This window comes from Janibacter cremeus, assembly GCF_013409205.1.
GTDB lineage: Bacteria > Actinomycetota > Actinomycetes > Actinomycetales > Dermatophilaceae > Janibacter > Janibacter cremeus.
Window position 1 is genome coordinate 414,438 of sequence record NZ_JACCAE010000001.1, and the last position, 22,136, is coordinate 436,573.

Annotated in this window: 20 protein-coding genes; 12 read left to right on the top strand and 8 right to left on the bottom strand. The window is 71.4% G+C overall.

The window, feature by feature from the left end:
• Window positions 1-36 precede the first annotated feature (36 nt).
• Window positions 37-1,893: an endonuclease/exonuclease/phosphatase family protein gene (locus BJY20_RS01885; protein ID WP_185989974.1), complete on the top strand. Its 1,857-nt coding sequence runs from the start codon at window positions 37-39 to the stop codon at window positions 1,891-1,893.
• Between the two features lie 51 nt (window positions 1,894-1,944).
• On the opposite strand, the gene BJY20_RS01890 is transcribed toward BJY20_RS01885, so the two are convergent.
• Window positions 1,945-2,700, bottom strand: coding sequence for a prolyl oligopeptidase family serine peptidase (locus tag BJY20_RS01890; RefSeq protein ID WP_185989975.1), 756 nt, complete (start codon window positions 2,698-2,700; stop codon window positions 1,945-1,947).
• A 151-nt stretch (window positions 2,701-2,851) separates the two neighbouring features.
• Between BJY20_RS01890 and BJY20_RS01895 the strand changes: the two genes are divergently transcribed.
• Entirely contained in the window at window positions 2,852-3,700 is an 849-nt protein-coding gene (locus BJY20_RS01895) for a GmrSD restriction endonuclease domain-containing protein (RefSeq protein WP_185989976.1), read from the top strand.
• Window positions 3,697-4,107 (top strand): excalibur calcium-binding domain-containing protein, encoded by a 411-nt coding sequence (locus BJY20_RS15810; RefSeq protein ID WP_185989977.1) that lies wholly within the window; start codon window positions 3,697-3,699, stop codon window positions 4,105-4,107. The genes BJY20_RS01895 and BJY20_RS15810 overlap by 4 nt, the downstream gene beginning before the upstream one ends.
• Before the next feature lie 9 nt (window positions 4,108-4,116).
• On the opposite strand, the gene BJY20_RS01905 is transcribed toward BJY20_RS15810, so the two are convergent.
• From BJY20_RS01905 to BJY20_RS01915, 3 genes are read right to left on the bottom strand one after another with little or no spacing between them, the layout of a single operon-like run.
• Window positions 4,117-5,400, bottom strand: coding sequence for an MFS transporter (locus tag BJY20_RS01905; RefSeq protein ID WP_343062735.1), 1,284 nt, complete (start codon window positions 5,398-5,400; stop codon window positions 4,117-4,119).
• Between the two features lie 26 nt (window positions 5,401-5,426).
• Window positions 5,427-6,302, bottom strand: coding sequence for an MOSC domain-containing protein (locus BJY20_RS01910; RefSeq protein WP_185989979.1), 876 nt, complete (start codon window positions 6,300-6,302; stop codon window positions 5,427-5,429).
• 35 nt (window positions 6,303-6,337) lie between these two features.
• Complete coding sequence (locus tag BJY20_RS01915; RefSeq protein ID WP_185989980.1) at window positions 6,338-6,703, bottom strand: hypothetical protein; 366 nt, start codon at window positions 6,701-6,703, stop codon at window positions 6,338-6,340.
• 165 nt (window positions 6,704-6,868) lie between these two features.
• Between BJY20_RS01915 and BJY20_RS01920 the strand changes: the two genes are divergently transcribed.
• From BJY20_RS01920 to BJY20_RS01940, 5 genes are all read left to right on the top strand, one after another.
• The gene (locus BJY20_RS01920) at window positions 6,869-7,894 is read left to right on the top strand and encodes an ABC transporter ATP-binding protein (RefSeq protein ID WP_185989981.1); all 1,026 of its coding nucleotides are present in this window, start codon (window positions 6,869-6,871) and stop codon (window positions 7,892-7,894) included.
• Window positions 7,891-8,649, top strand: a complete 759-nt coding sequence (locus BJY20_RS01925; RefSeq protein ID WP_185989982.1) for an ABC transporter permease — start codon at window positions 7,891-7,893, stop codon at window positions 8,647-8,649. Before BJY20_RS01920 ends, BJY20_RS01925 begins: the two co-directional genes overlap by 4 nt.
• Window positions 8,646-9,788, top strand: a complete 1,143-nt coding sequence (locus BJY20_RS16345) for a histidine kinase (RefSeq protein ID WP_185989983.1) — start codon at window positions 8,646-8,648, stop codon at window positions 9,786-9,788. Before BJY20_RS01925 ends, BJY20_RS16345 begins: the two co-directional genes overlap by 4 nt.
• The gene (locus BJY20_RS01935) at window positions 9,785-10,390 is read left to right on the top strand and encodes a response regulator (RefSeq protein WP_185989984.1); all 606 of its coding nucleotides are present in this window, start codon (window positions 9,785-9,787) and stop codon (window positions 10,388-10,390) included. Before BJY20_RS16345 ends, BJY20_RS01935 begins: the two co-directional genes overlap by 4 nt.
• 95 nt (window positions 10,391-10,485) lie before the next feature.
• Complete coding sequence (locus tag BJY20_RS01940; RefSeq protein WP_185989985.1) at window positions 10,486-11,568, top strand: glycoside hydrolase family 183 protein; 1,083 nt, start codon at window positions 10,486-10,488, stop codon at window positions 11,566-11,568.
• Window positions 11,569-11,574: 6 nt separating this feature from the next.
• Here BJY20_RS01940 and BJY20_RS01945 read toward each other — a convergent pair whose 3' ends face one another.
• The 4 genes from BJY20_RS01945 to BJY20_RS01960 are packed head-to-tail and all read right to left on the bottom strand — an operon-like array spanning window position 11,575 to window position 16,766.
• Complete coding sequence (locus BJY20_RS01945) at window positions 11,575-13,179, bottom strand: class I adenylate-forming enzyme family protein (protein WP_185989986.1); 1,605 nt, start codon at window positions 13,177-13,179, stop codon at window positions 11,575-11,577.
• A gap of 36 nt (window positions 13,180-13,215) precedes the next feature.
• The gene (locus BJY20_RS01950) at window positions 13,216-14,040 is read right to left on the bottom strand and encodes an SDR family oxidoreductase (protein WP_425484111.1); all 825 of its coding nucleotides are present in this window, start codon (window positions 14,038-14,040) and stop codon (window positions 13,216-13,218) included.
• A 21-nt stretch (window positions 14,041-14,061) separates the two neighbouring features.
• Window positions 14,062-15,621, bottom strand: a complete 1,560-nt coding sequence (locus BJY20_RS01955; RefSeq protein ID WP_185989988.1) for an acyl-CoA synthetase — start codon at window positions 15,619-15,621, stop codon at window positions 14,062-14,064.
• Entirely contained in the window at window positions 15,621-16,766 is a 1,146-nt protein-coding gene (locus BJY20_RS01960) for an acyl-CoA dehydrogenase family protein (protein ID WP_185989989.1), read from the bottom strand. Before BJY20_RS01960 ends, BJY20_RS01955 begins: the two co-directional genes overlap by 1 nt.
• A 78-nt stretch (window positions 16,767-16,844) precedes the next feature.
• Here BJY20_RS01960 and BJY20_RS01965 point away from each other — a divergent pair, with 78 nt between their 5' ends.
• Genes BJY20_RS01965 through BJY20_RS01980 form a run of 4 tightly spaced genes read left to right on the top strand, consistent with a single transcriptional unit; the run spans window position 16,845 to window position 22,136 of the window.
• Window positions 16,845-17,618 carry a TIGR03084 family metal-binding protein gene (locus BJY20_RS01965; protein WP_185989990.1) on the top strand — a complete coding sequence of 258 codons (774 nt, stop codon included), beginning with the start codon at window positions 16,845-16,847 and terminating at the stop codon, window positions 17,616-17,618.
• On the top strand, window positions 17,615-19,375 hold the full coding sequence (locus tag BJY20_RS01970) for an acyclic terpene utilization AtuA family protein (protein WP_343062736.1): 1,761 nt from the start codon (window positions 17,615-17,617) through the stop codon (window positions 19,373-19,375). The genes BJY20_RS01965 and BJY20_RS01970 overlap by 4 nt, the downstream gene beginning before the upstream one ends.
• The gene (locus BJY20_RS01975) at window positions 19,372-20,541 is read left to right on the top strand and encodes an acyl-CoA dehydrogenase family protein (protein ID WP_221935215.1); all 1,170 of its coding nucleotides are present in this window, start codon (window positions 19,372-19,374) and stop codon (window positions 20,539-20,541) included. The genes BJY20_RS01970 and BJY20_RS01975 overlap by 4 nt, the downstream gene beginning before the upstream one ends.
• On the top strand, window positions 20,538-22,136 hold the full coding sequence (locus tag BJY20_RS01980) for an acyl-CoA carboxylase subunit beta (RefSeq protein WP_185989991.1): 1,599 nt from the start codon (window positions 20,538-20,540) through the stop codon (window positions 22,134-22,136). The genes BJY20_RS01975 and BJY20_RS01980 overlap by 4 nt, the downstream gene beginning before the upstream one ends.

Consider the following 22,136-nt stretch of genomic DNA (forward strand, 5'->3'; position numbering starts at 1 on the left):
CATCATGGCGCTCTGCGGGGCTGACAGACTCCCGCCATGACGAAGCGGTCGAGTCGGCACGCCCTCGCTCTTGCCACGCTGGTGTGGTTGCTCATCGAGCTGCTGAGGGGGTGGACTCCCCTGCTCATCACGCTCGTCGGCCGCGCCGCGGAGACTCCGCCGGAGCTCATCGGCGCCTTCGCGCTCGGGGCGACCGCCGCTCCCCTCGTGGTCCTGCTGGTGCTCGGCCGCCGGCTCCTCGCGTTGGGTGCCGTCGTGCCCGCGCTGCTCGTGGTGGCCCTCACCGCGCGCCTGGGCCTCCCCCTCGTCGGGGGCAGGCCGCTCCTGGTGGTCGCGACCGTGGGGGTGGTCGCCGCGGTGCTCGCGCTGTCGCTGGCCGCCGGACGAGCGGGACGGTCGCTGGTCCCCGGCCTGTTCACCGGCGTGGCGCTCGCGGCCGTCACCCACGCGGCGTTGGGCACGTGGGCGGCGGTGTGGCGGGACGACCCGGCCGCTCTCGTGGTGGACACCGTGCTCATCGTCCTCGTGGCGGTTTCCCTGCGGCCGCTGTGGGGCACCACACCGGATCCGGCTCCCCGACGGGCCGGCTGGCTCCTCTTCCCGACGCTCCTCCTGGCAGGGATCACCCTGGCCAACCCGGCGCGCGCTCTCGTCGCCGGCTCGTGGGGTGCAGTCCTCGTCGCCGTTGCCGTGACGGTGGCCGCGGCGTTGTCGGCTCGACCCCGGGGACCGTTCGCGCGGGCCGGGGCCGTGGTGGTCGTCGTCGTCGCAGTGGCCGTGACGATGCTGCCGGATCCCCTTCCGACGTGGTCGCTGGTGGGTTTCGCGCTGGGGATGCCGGCGCTGGCGGTGCTGCTCGCTGCCGGCGGCGGGTCCGCGCCGGCGCCGTCCACGCGGTCGGCCACGCGGTCGGCCACGTCGGTGGCGGGGGGAGCAGTGCTCTTCACGGTCGTGCTCTTCGGGTTCTACGCCGGGTACGACCTCGGCTACCGCGCCGATCTGCTCGTCGTGGGTCTGGCGGTCGTCGTCGCCGTGGTGGCCCTGCCCCCGGTGCGCCGCGTCACCGGCCCGGTCGGCGGGCCGGGGCCGTGGCAGGCGGCCGTTGCCGGCGCCGTCGCGGCCGCCCTCACGGGGGTGGGGCCGCTGGTCAGCGTCCGAGCACTGCCCGCGTCGCCCCCCACGGACGAGGCGACCGTGCGGTTGGCTGCGTGGAACCTGCGGATGGGCTTCGGCATCGACGGCACCTCACGGCCAGACGAGGTCGCGGACCTGTTGCGCGAGGAAGGCGCCGACGTCGTGCTGCTCAGCGAGGTCGACCGGGGGTGGCTGCTCAACGGCGGCCAGGACCAGCTGACGGTCCTCGCGCGGATGCTGGACTACCACCTCGCCTTCGGGCCGGCAGGCGACCAGGTGTGGGGCGACGCGATCCTCAGCCGGTGGCCCGTCAGCGATGTGCAGAGCACCCGGTTGCCGGCCCACGACTCGCTCACCGGAGCGCAGACCCTCGCTGCCACGGTCGCGACGCCGACGGGTGCGCTGCAGGTGATCTCCACGCACATCCAACCGGACGCCGATGGCAGTGACCCGACCCTGCGACAGACGCAGGACGTGGCCAGGCTGGTGCAGCAGGCGAAGGGGGATGGCCTCCCCGTGGCCGTCGGCGGGGACTTCAATTTCGAGCCGGGCAGCGGATCGTGGGAGGCGATCACCGGGGTGGGGATGGACGATGCCCTCGAGGAGGCGCGCCCGCTGCTCACCTCGAGCAGTGACGCGCCGACCCAGCAGATCGACCACGTCTTCGTCAGCGACGGCGTGAGCACGTCGAACCCTCGAACTCGGCAGGGTCTGTGGTCCGATCACCTACCGGTGCTCGTCGACCTCGCGCTGGGGTGACGAACCCGACGCCTGCTCGTCGCCGAGGCGTGCGCTGGCTCCCGGACCGACTCAACCACGGATGATCCCGAGGACCGTCGGCCAGTGCGGGGAGGCCGGGTCGACGAGGTCGAAGTGGTGCGCGTCGGGCACGAGCGTCCGGGCGGCAGGGAAGTCCTCGCTCTGCGCGACGGGGACGCTCGCGTCCAGGGTGCCGTGGACGAGGTGGATGTCCGCCAGCGCCTCGGTGGTGCGTGCCGCCAGGCGGGTCGGGTCGAGCCGGGCATAGGTCATGGGCGACTCCTGCGGGCCGGCGCCGATCCAGTCACGGACCGCGTCGCCACCGAGGCGCTGTGCCACCGCCGCGTCGAAGTCGGCCACCGGCGCGAGGGCGACCACGCGTACCGGTGGCAGATCCCCCGCCAGCGCCCGCCAGAGCGCCAGGGCACCACCGGCGGAGTGCCCGACCCAGACCCGCACGTCGACGTGCTCCGCACGCAGGTGCGCGTCCAGGGCGGCGAGGTCCTCCGTGGCGGTGCAGGCCGCTCCGGGCACCCGTCGGTACTCGGGGAGCACGACCTGCCACCCCGCGGCGACGAGCGCCCGCGCCTGGGGCCGCAAGTGCGTCCGGTCCACGCCGGGCCGGAAGTAGCCGCCGTGCACGAGCACGGCGGCCGGGGCCTCGACCGGCCCGTATCGCTCGAAGACCGCGTCCTTGGAGGTGCGGTAGCGCTCCACGGTCCCCGCGTCGTCGCGCTGCCCCTCCTCGAGCAGGCGGGCGAGTGCCTCGTCCTCGACGGCCTCGATCGGGGTGGGCTGCAACGGCACGGTCGGCCCTCCCTTCCTCGATCTGCACGAAGTGCCCATGTTCGTCCCGTCCGGGCCACTGCGCAAACGCACCGGGCGACGAGCGGCCCCTCGACGTGCGTTCCGGCGGGCGCTGACCGGGTTGTCCCCAGCCCGGGCTACTGTTCGGCCCATGTCCACATGGTCCCGGGGAGGGCTTGCGATCCTGCTCTCGAGCCTGGTCACATCGGCGTGCACCTCGCCGGGTGGGTCGACCGCGGCGACGGTGACGGTGACCGAGACGGCGAGCACCACGGCCACGGCCACGGCCACGGCCGCGCCCACGACGGTCACGCCGTCCCCGGTGACGGTCACCGAGACGGCACCGACACCCCCGGCCGAGGGTGGCCCCGGCGGGGCCTCCCCCGCGCTCGGTGCGCTGGGGTCCCTCCCGGTCAAGGGGCGCGCGCCGAAGACGGGGTACGACCGGGCCCAGTTCGGCCAGGCGTGGAGCGACGCGGTGGAGGTCGACGGGGGTCGCAACGGCTGCGACACCCGCAACGACGTGCTGCGTCGGGATCTCACCGGCATCACGCTCGACCCCTCCACCGGCGGGTGCGTCGTGCTCACCGGGACGCTGCAGGATCCCTTCACGGGCACGACGATCTCCTTCGTCCGCGGCCGGGACACCTCGCGTGAGGTGCAGATCGACCACCTCGTGGCCCTGTCCAACGCGTGGCAGACCGGCGCGCAGCAGCTGGGGGTGCAGCAGCGCGAGGACCTGGCCAACGACCCGCTCAACCTGCTCGCCGTGCAGGGCAGTGCCAATGCGCAGAAGGGCGCCGGCGACGCCGCCACCTGGCTCCCGCGCAAGGCCTTCCGCTGCGACTACGCCGCACGTCAGATCGCGGTCAAGCAGCGCCACCACCTCTGGGTGACCCCGCCCGAGCGCGACGCCCTGACCCGGATCCTTCGCTCGTGCCCCGACCAGCCGCTGCCGACGCCGGCCGGCACCGGTGTGCCCGCGCGCGGTGCCCCATGAGCAGGGCGAAGGGGGCCTTGACGGCCGTGCTCCTCGCGCTCGTCCTGGGCGGGTGCAGCGGTGACGGGGACCCCGCTGCCGCGCCGGCCCCCACGACGACCGTCACCACGACGGCCACCACGACCGTGACGACGACCCCGACGGAGACCGCGGACGTCCCGACCAGCACGACGACGACCACGCCACCTGCGCCGCCACCCGAGCCGGAATCCGCTCCGGCGGAGCCCGAGCCCACCCCGGAACCGGAGCCGCAACCGGCGACCACGGCAGCACCGTCGGGAGCCGGGCAGACCCCCTTCGCCAACTGCACCGCGGCCCGAGCCGCCGGAGGTGCGCCCGTGCACGTGGGCGACCCCGGATACGGCCGTCACCTCGACCGGGACGGTGACGGCGTCGGCTGCGAGTGACCCGATCGCTCAGGGAAGGACGGCGTGGCGCGCCCTCGCCCAGAGCAGGACGGGGATGAGGGTGAGGGCGAGCAGCCCGCCCCCCAGGGCGAGCGCCTGGTAGCTGCTCGTCGCCAGCACCAGACCGGAGGTGACCCCGCCCCCGGCGCCGGCGAGCGCGACGAGGACGTCGATGGCCCCCTGGGTACGGGCCCTGTTCTGCGGGACGGTGGCGTCCACGACGAGCGTGGTGCCGGTGATCAGGCCGAGGTTCCAGCCGAGACCGAGCAGGCTGAGAGCCAGGATGAGCAGGCCCACGGACTCCCCCGGTGCGAGCGCCGCGACCACCCCGGCCGCCAGCAGCGTCACCCCGGAAGCCAGCACCATCGGGGTGCGCCCGAACCTGTCGAGCAGGACACCGGTCACGGGCGAGGGCAGCCACATCGCCGCGATGTGCGCACCGATGACCACCCCGACCGCGCCCATGTCGTGGCCGTGGGCCCGCATGTGCACGGGCGTCATCGTCATGACGGCGACCATCACCATCTGGGTCAGGATCATCACCGTGGCGCCCACCCACACACCGGTCCCGACCGTGGGGGCCCGGCCGGACTCCGCCCCGGCCGCAGTCGACACGGCGTCCTTGGCGGCGGCGATCCGCTTGGCCAACAGGTACGGGTCGGGCCGCAGGAAGGCCAGGAGCACCGCACCGGCCGCGCTGTAGGCCACCCCCGAGAGGATGAAGGGGCCGGCCAGGGTCGGCACGCCCATCGCGTCGGCCACCTCACCCATGGGCTCGATGAGGTTGGGGCCGGCCACCGCACCGACCGTGGTGGCGACCATGGCCATGCTCGTGCCGAATCCGCGTCGGTGCTCCGGCGCCAGGTCGGTCCCGGCGTACCGGGCCTGCAGGTTGGTGGCCGTCCCGGAGCCGTAGACGAAGAGGGCGAGGAAGAGGAAGGGCACGTTGTCGGCGACCGCGGCCAGGACCACGCCGAAGGCCCCCAGGCCCCCCGCGAGGAAGCCGTAGGCCAGACCGACGCGTCGTCCGAGGCGTTGGGTGGAGCGGCCCACCGCGTACGCGGCCAGGGCCGACCCGAGGGTGAACAGTCCCGTCGGCAGCCCGGAGAGCCCCTCCGAGCCCAGCATGTCCTGGGCGAGCAGCGCCCCCACGGAGATGCCTGCCGCCAGGCCGGCGCCGCCGAGGATCTGGCTGATCACGACGACGGTCAGGGTGCGTCGGTGGACCTGCGCCTGCTCCGCCTCGCTCGGCAGCGGCTCCCTCGGCCCGGTCAGGACCTCAGGTGTGGTCACGCTCGACCTCCTCATCGACTCGCGGATCAGGCGGGGACGACGTCATCGCCGACGCTCAGCTCGCCCTGCGTCAGGGGGACGAGCCGGGTGCCGAACCACGTCTTGCCGTCCCAGCGGCGGTGCCGCGCGAGGGTACGCATCGGCTCCTTCCCTCGCTCGAGGGTATCCGGGTCGATCGTCGTCATGACGCACCGGTCGCAGGTCTCGGCGGTGCGGAACTCCACGTCCCCGATCCTCACCGTCGGCCAGTCGTCCTCGGCGAAGGGCTCCTGGCCGTCGATGACGAGGTTGGGGCGGAAGCGGGCCATGCTCAGGCTCGCTCCCCCTTCGGCCGTCATGACGGAACCGGCCACGGCGGCGCTGACGTCCTCGGGGTCCAGGTCCTGCGGGTCCGGTTCGTCGGCCTCGGCGACCAGCCACTCCTCCAGCCGGGCGAGGGAGGCCTGCGAGGTCAGCAGCAGGGGGCCGGCGTCGGCCAGCGAGAGGGTGTCACCCTCCTGCCCACCGTGGGCGCCGGACACTCGTCGCACCTGCGGGTCCTCCTGCCAGACCAGGCGCATCGGGCGACCCACCCGGTCGCTGATCCACTCGCTGACGTCCTGGTCGGCCGGTGGGGCGAAACCTTGGCGCGCGATACCCACCGGGACCGGCGGCAGCCCCAACGGTGTGTCGACGAGGATGCTCTCCCGGCCGGCATGGATGCGGATGGTCTCGTCGTCGATGATCTGCGCGCGCAACCCGAGCAGCGCGTTGACCTCGCGTGCGGTGACCCGCTCACCCATCTCGTCGACGAGTGCCCAGCGGCGGTCCCCTTCAAGGCCCCACGGCTCGACGCGGGCGGTCTCGACGTCCACGCCCCCGAGGGACTTCACCGGATAGATGCGAATCTGGGTGACCTGCATGGCTTCGATGGTGCCACGCAGGTCCCGACCACCGCTCAGGCGTCGGCAGGCACCTCGTCGACGGAGATCTCCTCGGCGCCCGGGGTCTGCTCGTCGAGGGCCGCGTCGCCGGAGCGCTTCAGCGCGAACCAGCCACCGAAGATCGCCGCGAACATCCCCGCGTCGACGTCCTTGAGAGTCAGCTGGGCGCAGTGGCCCGTGTGGACGCGGAACGCGACCGCGCCGGAGGTGGTCAGCCCGTCCTTGAGGTAGAGCACGTGCTTGCCCGAGGGGACGTCGAAGCGCACGACCGACTGGGTTCCGTCGAGCACACCGAGGGACGTCGTGCCGAGCATGACGTGCTTGCCCTTGAGGTGGATCGGGTCGATCATCCCGGTGCTGATCTCAACTGCGGCGCCCATGGTGTCGACCTCCATCGTCGAATTGGCCCGAGTCGGACACCCGAGCCCTTGCTCCTTCCATCATGGCTCCTCGGACGCCGGATGTCTGCATCCATGACATGTGTCAGGCCCAAGTCGTGACATCGCAGGATGGTGGTCGGCGGCCGGACGCAGGATGCTGGACGCATGACAGACACGAGCACCCACGCGGCCACGCGGCCCGATGCCGGGGGCATCCAGCTCCACGAGGTGACCAAGCACTTCCGCTCCGGCTCGCAGACCGTGCGCGCCGTCGCCGGCGTCGACCTGAGCATCCGGCCCGGCGAGGTCGTGGCGATCCTCGGGCCCAACGGCGCCGGCAAGACCACCACCCTGGACATGGTCCTGGGCCTGACCGAGCCGACCTCGGGGACGATCACCTCCTTCGGCGCCCCACCCCGCCGCGCCGTGCACGAAGGGAGGGTCTCGGCCGTGCTGCAGACCGGTGGCCTGCTGCGCGACCTCACCGCCCGCGAGACCGTGCGGATGATCGCCTCGACCTTCCCGGAGCGCCGCCCGACCGAGGAGGTCATCGAGCGCGCGGGGCTCGCCGACAAGGCCGACCGCCTGGTCGCGAAGCTCTCCGGCGGTGAGCAGCAGCGACTGCGCTTCGCGCTGGCACTGCTGCCCGACCCGGACCTGCTGATCCTCGACGAGCCGACCGCCGGGATGGACGTACGCGCCCGCCGGGAGTTCTGGCGCACGATGCACCACGACGCCGCGCAGGGGCGCACCGTCCTCTTCGCCACGCACTACCTCGAGGAGGCCGACACCTTCGCCGACCGGATCGTGCTCATGGCCGGTGGTCGGGTGGTCGCGGACGGCACCACCGAGGAGATCCGCTCCCGCGCGAGCGGTCGCACGGTCAGCGCCGACGTCCGCAGGGGGGACGTCGGCGCCGTCGCCGACCGCTTGCGCGGCCGGCCCGGGACGAGCTCGGTCACCGTGGCCGGCGAGCGGGTCACGGTGGTCGGTGAGGACTCCGACGCGCTCGCCCGGCTGCTGCTCGTCGACCTCGGCGGCAGCAACCTGGAGGTCACGACGGCCTCGCTCGACGCGGCCTTCCTGGCGATCACCGGCGAGGCCGTGCCCGAGCCGGACAACGCTGCCGACGCACCATCGAACGACAGCCACGACGGCACGAGCGACGCAATCCTGGAGGAGACGCGATGAACCCCACGATCATCGGCCTGGAGCTCAAGCGCATCGGCCGCGACTACGTCGGCCTGTTCTTCATCGCCGTCCTGCCGGCCTTCATGTACATCGTCTTCGGCGCTGCGCAGACCTTCGGCGAGGAGGACATCGGCCGGGGCAACGTGGCGCTGTACATCATGATCTCGATGGCCGTGTACGGCGCCGTCACCGCGACGGTGAGCATCGGCGGACAGGCCGCTGTCGAGCGCCAGCAGGGGTGGGGCCGACAGCTGGGGCTGACCCCGCTTCGCGACAGCTCCTACGTCGCCGGCAAGGCGATCATCGCCCTGGCCATCGCCCTGATCCCGATCGTGCTGATCTACGGCATCGGCATCTCGACCGGAGCGGAGGGAGAGACCTGGGTCTGGTTCGCCAGCGCGGCCATCGTGCTCTTCGGGGCCTGCCTCTTCGCCCTCTACGGACTGATCTTCGGGCTCGCCTTCCGGTCCGAGTCGGCCGTCGGCGCCGCCTCCGGGTCGCTGGTGATCTTCGCCTTCCTCGGCAACATCTTCATCCCGCTGTCGGGGGTCATGCTCACGATCGCGAAGTTCACTCCCCTCTACGGGATGGTCTCCCTCGCCCGGTACCCGCTGACCGAGGGCTACTCGGTGGACATGCAGGGCAACCTCGCCCACGAGTCGCTGTGGGTCCCACTGACTAACGTGGCGGTGTGGACGATCATCATGGCCGTGGCGACGGTCCTCCTGGCGCGGCGGGGACGCGAGCGGCAGTGAGCCCCTCCCAGGCCGTGGCGCGGGCCCCCTCCGACGAGGGATACAGCGCCGACCCGTGGGCCAGGCACGGCTGGGTCCTCGCCGCCGTCTGGTTGGTCTTCCTCGTCTTCCCCGCCATCGCGGTGGTCGAGGAGACGAGCGACCGGCCGCTGCTGCGCGCAGTCACCCTCGGCGCCCTCGTCGCCTTCGCCGGTCTCTACGTGTGGGGTTTCATGCGCGGGCAGCGGGCGCTGCGCTGCGGGTGGGGACGGGTGGACCTGCTCATCGTCTTCGGTGGCTTCCTGGCCGCGGCCGGGATCATGCTCGCCCTGATCCCCCTCATCGGCCCGGGTGCCGTCGGCCTCGCCCCCTTCCTCGCCTCGGTCGCCGCCTTCAGCTTCCCCGACCGTTGGCCACTGCCGTCGGTGATCGCCGTGGTCGCCATGGCCGCCGTGATCCTGGCGCAGACCGACGCCCTGCGGGACGTGTGGCCGCTGCTCTTCCTGCCCCTGCTCATCGGCGGCTTCGGTCTGCTGCTGCGCCGCATCACCCTCAGCGACGAGCGGCACCAGGTGGTGCAACGCTCCCTGGCCGTGACCGCCGAGCGCGACCGGGTCGCCCGGGACGTGCACGACGTCCTGGGTCACAGCCTGACCGTCGTCTCCCTCAAGGCCGACCTGGCCGAGCGCCTGATCGACATCGACCCGGAGCGGGCGAAGGGGGAGCTGGCCGACATCCGCTCGCTGACCCGACAGTCGCTGGCCGAGATCCGCGCGACCGTCTCCGGGCTGCGGGTGGCACGCCTGGCCGACGAGCGCGAGTCGGCAGCCACCGCCCTTCGCGATGCCGGGATCGAGGCCGTCCTGCCGCAGGACGGTGACATCGTCGACCCGGCCCACCGGATCACGATCGCCTGGGTGCTGCGGGAGAGCGTCACCAACGTCATCCGCCACAGCGGCGCCCAGCGGGTCGAGGTCGCCTGGGGTCCGTCCTGGCTCGAGGTCACCGATGACGGTCGCGGGCTGCGCGGGCGCAAGGAGGGCAGCGGGCTGACCGGTCTGCGCGAGCGCGTCGGCCAGGCCGGTGGGCGGATCGAGGTCGAGGACGGGATCGCCGGTGGTGCCGGTCCCGGGACGAGGGTGCGGGTGGATCTGCCGTGATCACCCTGCTGCTGGCCGACGACCAGGCCCTCGTGCGCGGGGCGATGGCCGCGCTGCTCGGCTTCGAGGAGGACCTCGAGGTCGTCGCCGAGGTCGGGACCGGTGACGAGGTGCTCCAGGCCGCGCGCCGTACCCGCCCCGACGTCGCGGTCCTGGACATCGAGATGCCCGGGATGGACGGCATCGCCGCGACCGCGCAGCTGGCCCGGGAGCTACCGGGGACGCGGATCCTCATCGTCACCACCTTCGGCCGTCCGGGCTACCTGCGTCGGGCCCTGGAGGCCGGGGCCAGTGGCTTCGTCGTCAAGGACACCCCTTCCGAGGAGCTGGCCGAGGCAGTGCGCACCGTCGCCCGGGGTGGCCGGGTCGTCGACCCGTCGCTCGCGACCGAGAGCGTCGTCGGCGGGCCGAACCCCCTGACCAACCGTGAGCGTGAGGTCCTCACCCACGCCCTCGACGGCGGTTCGGCCGCCGCGATCGGTGCCCGGGTGCACCTCTCCCCGGGCACCGTGCGCAACCACCTGTCCTCGGCGATCGGCAAGACCGGCTCCAGCACGCGCGTGGAAGCCGCCCGGCGGGCCCAGGACCTCGGCTGGCTCTGACCGCGCGACCGGCTCGATCCCCCTTCGCCCTCAGCCGAAGTGCTGCCTGCAGTAGTTTGTAGTCCGGCCACCGATCCCCGCCGCCAGGAGCCTGAATGCGCCGCAGACGCTTGACCGCGGGCTGCGCCGTGCTCGCGATCGGCGCCGGTCTGCTCGCCGGGTGCTCCGAGGAGGGGAAGCAGGACCGGGGCGACTGCGAGGCCATCACGGCGGACCTCGACTGGGCGCAGCCCTCGCGCTCCGACGACGCGCGCTTCGAGCTGTCCGGGCCGGGCTGGGTCGGGGGCGACTCGACCTACTCCGTGCAGTTGCCGCAGGAACGCACGCTGTGGCTCTTCAGCGACTCGCTCATCGGTACCGTCGACGAGGGCGGTACCCCGGATCCGGGGATGACGATGGTGCACAACGCGCTGGTCGTCGAGGACGACTCCGGGCAGCTGAGCACGCTGACGCGTCAGGGGCCCGAGTCGTTCCTCCCGGCCCCGGACGAGCAGACGTACTACTGGGTGCAGGACGCCAAGGTCGAGGGCGGTGAGCTGCTCGTCTTCCTCTCCCTGACCCAGCAGGTGGGCGAGCACGGCTTCGAGTGGGAACGCAACACTCTCGCGCACGTGTCCCTGCCCGACCTGGAGGTCACCGAGGTCGAGGAGGGCTTCGAGGGGCCGGTCGCGTGGGGTGCCGGGCTGATGACGACGCCGACGCACACGTGGATCTACGGCATCGAGGACCGCGAGGAGGTCAAGCACCTCCACGTGGCGCGGGCACCGGCGGGCTCCCTCGCCGACCGTTCCACCTGGGAGTACCTCGGCACGGACGAGTGGGAGGACGATCCCGACGAGAGCGGGCGCCTGGCGAAGGGGGTGGCCAACGAGCTGAGCGTCTCCCCCTTCCGCGACGGGTACCTGATGATCTCCTCGGACACCTCACAGGCGTACAGCCCGAAGATCAACGCGTGGACCGCCTGCTCCCCCACCGGGCCGTGGGTGCAGCCGCAGACGATCTACGAGACCCCCGAGACGCAGGGGCAGCACTTCACGTACAACGCCCACGGTCACCCGGAGCTGTCGCAGGACGGCGAGCTGCTCATCTCCTACAACGTCAACACGTTCGACTTCCAGGAGCTGATGAACAACCCCACGATCTACCGGCCGAAGTTCATCACCCTCGACCTGGCGTAGCCGGCCTCAGCGCACGGCGTCGCGGACCTGGTGCTTCTGGATCTTCCCGGTGGCGGTCTTCGGCAGCTCCTCGATGACCCGGACCTGCTTGGGCACCTGGAAGCCCGCCAGCGAGGCCTTCGCATGGGCGATGACGCCGGCCTCGATCTCTGCCGTCGGCACGGTGCCGTCGGGGACGACGACGGCACACACGGCCTCGCCCCACCGCTCGTCGGGGACGCCGATGACGGAGCACTCGGCCACCCCGGGCGCACCGAGGAGCACGGCCTCGACGGCGACGGACGAGACGTTCTCCCCGCCGCTCTTGATGATGTCCTTCAGGCGGTCGGTGAACCACACGACACCGTCGTCGTCGAGGTGACCGACGTCGCTGGAGTGGAACCAACCGTGGGCGAAGGCCGCCTGGTTCGCCTCCGGGTTGTTCCAGTACCCGCTGCACACGTTGGGGCTGCGGTAGACGATCTCGCCGGTCTCCCCGGGCCCTTGGACCTCACCCATCGGGCCCATCGTCCTCGCCAGCACGGACACCGACTGGGGGCCCCACGAGTCGGGGGCACTGTGCCGGTGCTCGGGCCACTGCATGACGGTCGTCGGTACGACCTCGGTCTGGCCGGAGCCGAGGATGACGTCGGCGTTCGGGTAGATCCCCTCCACGGCGTCGAGCAGGTCCGAGGGCATGGGGGCCATCGCGTAGATCGCGGTCGTGACCGAGGTGAGGTCCCGCGGCTGCTGCTCCTGCACGCCGACGCAGGCCCGGTGCATCATCGGCAGCATCATCAGGTGCGTCACCCGGTGGTGCTCGATGAGGTCGAGGCTGGCGACGGGGTCGAAGGCCATCGGCCCGAGCACGGCCGTGCCGCCCATCATCAGCACCGGCATCGTCACCGTGTTCAGCGCCGTGACGTGGAACATCGGCAGCACGACGAGCATGACCGGTGAGTTGCGGCCCCAGGACTGGCGGGTTACCAGGGCATTCGACAGCAATGAGGTGACCAGCGAGGTGTGGCTGACGAGCACCCCCTTCGGCCGCGACGTCGTCCCGGAGGTGTAGAGGCACTGCACGACGTCCCGGTCGTCGACGATGACCTCGAGCGGCGTCGACGGCGCCCCGTCGACGAGGCCCTGCCAGCCGTGCGTCGCCAGGCCGGCCACCGGCTGCGGGTTCTCCTCGTCGGTGACGATGACGTCCTGGACGACCGGCACCTTCGGCAGCACCTGCTCGTGCAGCGGGCGGAAGGCGGAGTCCGTGACGACCACCGGCGGCTGGGAGTCGTGCAGGATCCAGGCCTGGTCCTCGCCGGCGAGCAGGAAGTTCAGCGGCATGCAGACCAGGCCCGCGCGGGCGCAGGCGTAGTAGGTCGCCAGCAGCCGCCACGAGTTCATCATCGTCACGGCCACCGGGCTGCCCGCAGGTAGGCCGAGGCCGAGCAGTGCGTGTCCCAGGCGGTCCACGGTCTCGGCGAGCTCCCGGTAGGTCACCTCACGGTCGCCGTCGACGACCGCGACCCGGTCGGGGAAGAGCGCCGCGGAGCGCACGATGACGTCACCGGCATTGTTGCGGGTGGCGAGGTTGTGCTCCAGGGGGTCGACGAGCGACAGGTCAGGCTTCATTGGCTGTCCTTGCGTGTTTCGAGGGGGGCGTGTGGGTCAGTCGAGGAAGAGGTCCGGCACGAGCTGGCTGACGTCGGGGCCGTAGGCGCTGAAGTCGGTCATGCCCTCCTGCGCCAGCACGTCGTCGTCGATGAAGAACTGTCCGGTGCACTCGGCGGGGTCGCGCACGAGGATCGCGTGCGCCGCATCGGACATGATCTCGGGGGTACGGCTGCGGGTGTCCGCCGTCTCCGCCCCCATGAAGGTGCGCACGGCCGCGGTGTCGATCGCCGTGCGCGGCCACAGGCTGTTCGCCGCGATGCCGTGCTCGCGCCACTCCTGCGCCAGGCCGAGGGTCACCATGCTCATCCCGTACTTGGCGATGGTGTAGCCCAGGTGCCCCCCTGCCCAGTGCGGGGCGAGGTTGATCGGCGGGGAGAGCGAGAGGACGTGGGCGTGGTCCGAGTCGATCAGGTGCGGCTGCGCCGCCTTCGCCAGCAGGAAGGACCCGCGGCAGTTGATGTCCTGCATCAGGTCGTACTTCTTCATCGGCAGGTCGGCCGTCTTCGACAGGTCGATCGCGCTCGCGTTGTTGACGACGATGTCGATGCCGCCGAAGCGCTCGACCGTCGACGCGACCGCCGCGCGGACCGAGTCCTCGTCACGAACGTCTCCGACGATGGGCAGCGCCGTGCCGCCGGCGGCCTCGATGGCCTCCGCGGCCGTGTGTACGGTCCCCTCGAGCGTGGGGTGCGGCTGGTCGGTCTTGGCGAGCAGGGCGACGTTCGCCCCGTCCCGGGCCGCGCGCACCGCGATGGCCAGACCGATGCCGCGGCTGCCGCCCGACATGAGGATGGTGCGTCCCTTGAGTGTCTTTTCCATGTTCATCCGCTCCTGGTGTCTTCAGCGGGAGACGGAGGCGTCGCCGCCGCCCTCGCTGACGCGCAACTCGCGCTTGAGAATCTTGCCGGTGGCATTGCGTGGCAGCTCGTCGATGAAGGTCACCCGGCGAGGCGCCTTGAAGTGGGCGATGCGTTCGCGCGCCCAGTCACGCAACTCGTCCGTGGTGAGGGTCGAGCCATCGGTGCGCACGACGACAGCGGTGACGATCTCGCCCCACGTGTCGTCGGGGACCCCGATGACGGCGACCTCGACGACGTCGGGGTGGCCGTAGAGCACCTGCTCGACCTCGATCGGGTAGACGTTCTCCCCGCCGGTGATGACCATGTCCTTCTTCCGGTCGACGAGGCTGTAGAAGCCCTCCGCGTCGACCCGGGCCATGTCACCGGTGTGGAACCAGCCGTCCCGGATCGCCTCTTGCGTTGCCTCGGGCCTGTTCCAGTAGCCCACGAAGATGCTCGGACCCCGCAGGCACAGCTCGCCCACCTCCCCCTGGGGTACGTCCTGGTCCATCTCGTCGAGGATCCGGAAGTCCATGAAGGCGACCGGCCGTCCGACCGAGCCGGCGTGCTCGACGACGTCCTCCGGCTGGAGGCAGGCTGCATTGGGCGAGGTCTCGGTCATGCCGAAGCCCTCGGTGAAGGCAACACCGTGGCCCCTCATCGCGGAGATCACCGGCAGTGGGCACGGCGCCCCACCACTGATCGCCAGCCGAAGGGAGGACAGGTCCGCCGTCTCCAGCGCCGGCGACGCAGCAACAGCCGCCCACATCGCCGGCACCAGGAAGGCCTGGGTGACGTGGTGTCGCGCGGCTGCCTCGACCCACTGGTCCGGGGCGAAGGCCTCGATCACCACGACGCTGCCACCGACGAGGAGGAAGGGCAGGGTGTGTACCCCCAGCGCCCCGATGTGGAAGAGGGGTGCGGCCGAGATCGTGACGTCCGTCCGTCCGATGCCCGAGGCGAACCCCATCGCGTTGATGGCGTTGTAGAAGAAGTTGCCGTGGGTGAGCATGGCGCCCTTCGGACGCCCCGTCGTGCCCGAGGTGTACATGATCACGCACACGTCGTCATGACCCACCTCTGCCACGACCCGCTCCGGGGCGCCCGAGGCCAGGAGGGGCTCGTAGTCGCCCCCCTCACCGGCGACCCGCTCGGCCAGGGCCGGGACCCGGATGGTCTCGCGCACGGAGGTCTCGTTCTCGAGTGCCTGCGTCGCGGCCGGGAGGAAAGCAGTGCTGACGAAGAGCAGACTGGCCCCGGAGTCGCCCAGCACGTAAGCGATCTCATCGGGGTGCAGGCGAAAGTTCACCGGCACGCTGATGGCCCCGAGCTTGGCCACGGCGAGGTAGATCTCCATCATCTGGGGGCTGTTGAGACACAGCAGTGCCACCCGGTCCCCGGGTGCGACCCCCTTCGTCCGCAATGCGTCGGCCAGGCGGTTGGTGCGCTCCTCCAACTGGGCATAGGTGGTCTCGACCCCCTCGGGCCCGTCGACATACGCCACGCGGTCGGCATTGCGCAGCGCGTGGATGGTGGCCCAGTTGCCGAATCCGTGGTCCATCACGCGGGCATCCCGTCGAGGCGTGCCAGGACCTGGAGCATGACCTCGTCGGCGCCGCCCCCGATGGAGCCGAGCCGGGTGTCGCGCAGGAAGCGCGCGGTCCACGTCTCCTCCATGTAGCCCATGCCGCCGTAGAACTGGATGCAGGTGTCGGCGACCTCGCGCACCAGGCGACCGGCGGTGAGCTTGGCGACGCTGGCGCCGCGGATGATGTCGTCGCCGGCCATGTAGGCCTCGCAGACGGCCGCGTTGTGGTTGCGGAGCAGCTCGACCTGGGCCTGCAGCTCCGCGAGCCGGAAGGTGACGTACTGCTTCGTCGCCAGCGGCTGGCCGAAGACCTCGCGCTCGGCGATGTAGGCACGCGTGCGCTCCAGGGCGCGGTCGCAGCTGCCGACGCTGGAGTAGGCGACGAACATCCGCTCGATGACGAACTGCATCATCTGCTGCTGGAAGCCCCGGCCGATCTCGCCGATCGTGTTCGTCACGGGCACGCGCACCTCATCGAGGACCAGCTCGGCGGTGTCCGAGCTGCGGTTGCCGAGCTTGTCCAACTTCTTGGCGACGGAGAATCCGGGGCTGTCGGTCGGGACGATCACCTGCGACATCCCGCGGTATCCGCCCTCGTCGGAGGTGCGCACCAGGAGGCAGAGCCAGTCGGCCTGGGTGCCGTTGGTGATGTAGGTCTTGCGCCCGGTGATCACCCAGTCGTCACCGTCGCGCCTCGCCCTGGTGCGCAGGCGGGCCACGTCCGAGCCGGTGTCCGGCTCCGTGACGGCGATCGCGCCGACGCGGTGGCCGGCCAGAGCCGGGACGAGGTAGGCCTGCTTCAACTCAGGGGAGCCGAAGCGCGCGAGGGAGGGCGTGGCCATCATCGACTGGACGCCGATGGCCATCGAGACGCCCCCGGAGTCGCACCGGCCGAGCTCCTCGGCAGCGATCATCTGGAACGAGTGATCGGCGCCCTCTCCGCCGAACTCCTCGTCGTACTCGAGCCCGAAGAGGCCCAGCGCGGCGGCCTTGGGGAAGAGCTCGTGGGCCGGGAAGATGCCGGCTGCCTCCCATTCGTCCGCGCGGGGGTTGATCTCGGACTCGACGAAGGCGCGCACGCTGGCGCGGAAGGCTGAGTGCTCATCAGTGAGGCGCATGACATGGACGCTACTGACGAAACCATAAACAAGCAAGCACGCTTGATTGTTAGGCGTTGACGTGCGACGCTCGCCCCCATGAGTGACACCGTGGACTCCTTCCTCGACGAGTGCGCCGACCTCGACGCGCTCGTCGCCGACCTCGACGAGCCGACCTGGGCCCGCGCGACGCCCGCTGAAGGGTGGACCATCGCCCATCAGATCGCGCACCTGGCGTGGACCGATGAGATCGCGGCCGTCGCGGCCACCGATCCACAGGGATTCGCCGCCGAGGTCGAGATCGCCATGCAGGACCCCATGGGTCACGTGGACACGCGCACGCAGGAGGGCGCCGTCGCCACGCCGGCGCAGGTACTCGCTCGCTGGCGCGCCGGCCGGGAAAGGCTCGCGCACGTCCTGCGCGGCGCCCCCGCCGACACCAAGCTGCCGTGGTTCGGGCCCCCGATGAGCCCCCGCTCGATGGCCACCGCGCGACTGATGGAGACGTGGGCGCACGGGCAGGACGTCGCCGACGCCCTGGGGGTCACGCGCACTCCCACCGCGCGGCTGCGCGACATCTGCCACTTGGGGGTGCGCACCCGGGACTTCGCCTACCTGATCAACGACCGCACTCCCCCGGCGCAGCCCTTCCACGTCGAGCTGACCGGCCCCGACGGGGAGCTGTGGACCTGGGGCGACGAGGACGGCGAGCGCAGTGCCGACCGGGTCACCGGCTCCGCGCAGGACTTCTGCCTCGTCGTCACCCAGCGCCGCGAGGTCGAGGAGACCGACGTCGTCGCCACCGGCGACGCCAAGGCGTGGCTCGCGATCGCCCAGGCGTTCGCGGGCGCCCCGCGAGGAGCGCGCCAGTGAGGGCCGCCGACCAGGACGTGCTGCGGGTCGGCAACTGCTCCGGCTTCTACGGGGACCGCCTGTCCGCGATGCGCGAAATGCTCCAGGACGGTCAGGTCGACGTCATCACCGGCGACTGGCTGGCGGAGCTGACGATGCTGATCCTCGGGCGCGACCGGCTCAAGGACCCCGACACCGGCTACGCCAAGACCTTCCTGCTGCAGCTGCGCGACTGCCTCGGCCTGGCCCTCGAGCAGGGCGTGACGATCGTGGCCAACGCCGGCGGCGTCAACACCCCCGGCCTGGTCACCGCCATCCGCGAGCTCGCGACGAGTCAGGGCCTGAGCCCGCAGGTCGCGCACGTCCGCGGCGACGACCTGACCCCCCGGGCAGCCGAGCTCGGCCTGGGCGAGCCGATGGGGGCCCATGCCTACCTCGGCGCGTTCGGGATCGCGCGCGCGGTCGCCTCCGGCGCCGACATCGTCGTCACCGGCCGCGTCACGGACGCCTCGATCATCGTCGGGCCGGCCATCGCCCACTTCGGATGGGGCCGTGAGGACCACGACGCACTGGCCGGAGCCACCGCGGCCGGACACGTCATCGAGTGCGGCACCCAGGCCACCGGAGGGAACTACTCGTTCTTCACCGAGATCGAGAACCTCGACCACCCGGGGTTCCCCATCGCCGAGATCCACCGTGACGGCTCCAGCGTCATCACGAAGCACCCGGGCACCGGTGGCGCCGTCACCGTCGACACCGTGAAGTCCCAGCTGCTCTACGAGATCGCCGACGCGCGCTATCCCGGTCCGGACGTCACGACGCGCCTGGACACGATCACCGTCGAGCACCAGGCCCCCGACCGGGTCTCCATGGCCGGGATCCGCGGCGAGGCTCCCCCGCCCGAGGTCAAGGTCTCGCTGAACTCCCTCGGCGGCTTCCGCAACGAGATGACGATGGTCCTGACCGGCCTGGACATCGAGGCGAAGGCCGAGCTCGCCCAGCGCCAGTTCATGTCCGGGCTGACGACCTCCCCCGCCGAGCTGACGTGGGCACTGACGCGCACCGACATCCCGAACGCACCGACCCAGCAGCAGGCCGCGGCGCTGCTGACGGTGGTCGCCCGCGACAAGGACCCCAAGGTCGTCGGCCGCGCCTTCACCCGCGCAGGGATCGAGATCGCCCTGGGCACCTACCCGGGCTGCCACACCCTCGCACCCCCGTCCGCCGGATCGCCGTACGGGGTCTTCACCCCCGGGTACGTCGCGCAGTCGGTGCCCGAGCACGAGGTCGTCCTGGACGACGGCACCGTGGAGGTCATCGCTCCCCCTTCGCAGACCCGCCCGCTCGAGCCGCTCCTGGGCGAACCCGCAGCGCCCGGCGACGGGACCCACGCCGCGGCCGGACCGCACGGCGAGCCGGCCCCGACCTGCGCCGTCCCCCTGGGCACCATCGCCGGCGCCCGCTCCGGCGACAAGGGCGGCCACGCCAACATCGGTGTGTGGGTGCGCGACGAGCGCGTCTGGCCGTGGCTGTCCGCGCACCTGACCCCCGAGCGGGTGCGAGAGCTGATCCCCGAGGCGGCCGACCTGCCCGTGCAGATCACGCACCTGCCCAACCTGATGGCCGTCAACGTCGTCGTCGAGAACATCCTCGGTGAAGGCGTGGCCTACAACGCCCGCTTCGACCCGCAGGCCAAGGGCCTGGCCGAGTGGCTGCGCTCCCGGCACGTCGACATCCCCACCCACCTGCTCCCTTCGACCCCCGAGGACCACCGATGAGTCACGCCGACTGGTACACCGACGAGATGAGCGCCCTGCGCGACACGACGAGTCAGTTCGTCGAGCGCGAGATCCTGCCGCACCAGGACGCCTGGGAGCGCGAAGGGGAGCTACCCCGCTCGCTGCACACCGTGGCCGCACGACAGGGACTGCTCGGCGCGAGCTTCCCCGAGCACGCCGGTGGCGAAGGCGGCGGTCAGCGGGCCGGGGTCACCGTCACCGAGGCATTCCACGAGGCCGGGGGCGCCGGCGGCGCCTACGCCTCCCTCTTCACGGCCGGCATCGCCTGTCCGCACATCGTCACCGCGAGCGACCGGGAGCAGATCGAGCGCTGGGTGGCCCCGACCCTGGCCGGCGAACGGATCGGCGCCCTGGCGATCACCGAGCCCGACGGCGGATCCGACGTGAACGGGCTGCGCACCACCGCGCGCCGCGACGGCGACGAGTACGTCGTCAACGGCGCCAAGACGTACATCACCTCCGGGGTCCGCGCCGACTTCGTCACGACAGCGGTACGCACCGGTGGTGAGGAGCATCCCGGTGGTCGCGGCCTGTCCCTGATCGTCATCGAGAAGGGCACTCCCGGGTTCGAGGTGACCCGCCGGCTGGAGAAGCTGGGTTGGCGCTGCTCGGACACCGCCGAGCTGTCCCTCACCGACGTGCGGGTCCCGGCCGAGAACCTCATCGGGCCGGAGAACGCCGGCTTCCTGCTCATCGGCAGCGCCTTCCTCACCGAGCGGATCGCCATGGCCGCGCAGGCCTACTCGCAGGCACAGCGCTGCCTGGACCTGGCCACGGCGTGGTGCCGTGACCGGAAGACCTTCGGCGAGCCGCTCATCGCGCGCCAGTCGGTACAGAACACCCTCGTCGAGATGGCCTCGCGCATCGACGTCGCGCGCACCTACACCCGCGCCGTGGTCGACCGCCACGAGGCCGGCGAAGAACTGACCTCGCTCATCCCGGCAGTGTGCTTCGCGAAGAACACCGCCACCCGAGCCGGCGAGTGGGTGGCCCACGAGGCCCTCCAGCTCTTCGGCGGGATGGGCTACATGGCCGAGTGCGAGATCGAGCGGCAGTACCGCGACATGCGCATCATCGGCATCGGCGGCGGCACCGTCGAGATCCTCAACCAGATGGCCGCACGACGGATGGGACTGACGGCATGACGATCCTGGACAGCACCCTCGACCCGACCAGCCCCCAGGCGCAGGAGGCGGCCGAAGCCATGAAGGCCTCCCTCGCCGAGATCGGCGTGGAGATCGCCACGTCCGTCGCCGGCGGCGGGGAGAAGTACACCGCCCGGCACCACAAGCGCGGCAAGCTCACCGCCCGCGAGCGGATCGAGCTGCTGCTCGACCTGGAGTCCCCCTTCCTGGAGCTGGCCACCCTCGCGGGCTACGGCTCGAACTTCACCGTCGGCGCCTCGATCGTCGCCGGCATCGGGCTCGTCTCCGGGGTCGAGTGCCTCGTCCTCGCCAATGACCCCACGGTCAAGGGCGGCACGAGCAACCCGCCCGGGCTGAAGAAGACCCTGCGGATGCACGAGGTGGCGCGGGAGAACCGTCTGCCGGTGATCACCCTCGTCGAGTCCGGCGGCGCTGACCTGCCGACGCAGAAGGACATCTTCATCCCCGGCGGGGAGACCTTCCGCAACCTCACCCGCCTGTCGAAGGAGGGCATCCCGACGATCTCCCTCGTCTTCGGCAACTCCACCGCGGGCGGCGCCTACCTGCCGGGCATGAGCGACCACGTCGTGATGATCGAGCAGCAGTCGAAGGTCTTCCTCGCCGGCCCGCCGCTCGTCAAGGCGGCCACCGGTGAGGAGTCCGACGACGAGTCGCTCGGTGGTGCCGACATGCACGCCCGGGTCTCCGGTCTGGCCGACCACTACGCGCTGGACGAGCAGGACGCGATCCGCATCGGGCGCAACATCGTCTCCCGCCTGGGCCACCGGAAGGCCTCGGGGCCGGCGACCACCGAGCCGAAGCCGCCGCGCTACCCGGCCGAAGAGCTGCTGTCGATCGTCCCGCCGGACCTGAAGTCCCCCTTCGACCCGCGCGAGGTCATCGCCCGGATCGTCGACGACAGCGACTTCGACGAGTTCAAGCCGCTCTACGGCTCATCCCTCGTCACCGGATGGGCCCAGCTGCACGGCTTCCCGGTCGGCATCCTCGCCAATGCCCGCGGGGTGCTCTTCAGCGAGGAGTCGCAGAAGGCGACGCAGTTCATCCAGCTCGCCAACCGGTCGAACACCCCGCTGCTCTTCCTGCACAACACGACGGGGTACATGGTCGGCAAGGAGTACGAGCAGAACGGCATCATCAAGCACGGCTCGATGATGATCAACGCCGTGTCCAACTCGACCGTCCCGCACATCTCGGTCCTGCTGGGCAACTCCTACGGGGCCGGGCACTACGGCATGTGCGGCCGCGCCTACGACCCGAGATTCGTCTTCACGTGGCCCTCGGCGCGCTCCTCCGTCATGGGGGCCACACAGTTGGCCGATGTCGTCACGAACGTCGCCCGCGCCTCCGCCCTGGGCCAGGGCAAGCCCTTCGACGAGGAGGGCGCCGCAGCCATGCACGCTGCCGTCGAGAAGCAGATCAGCGCCGAGGCCATGCCCATGGTCCTCTCGGGACTCGTCTACGACGACGGCATCATCGACCCCCGGGACACGCGCGATGTCCTGGGCGTAGCCCTGTCCGCCATCCACACCGCACCGGTCGAGGGGACGTCGTCCTTCGGCGTCTTCCGGATGTGA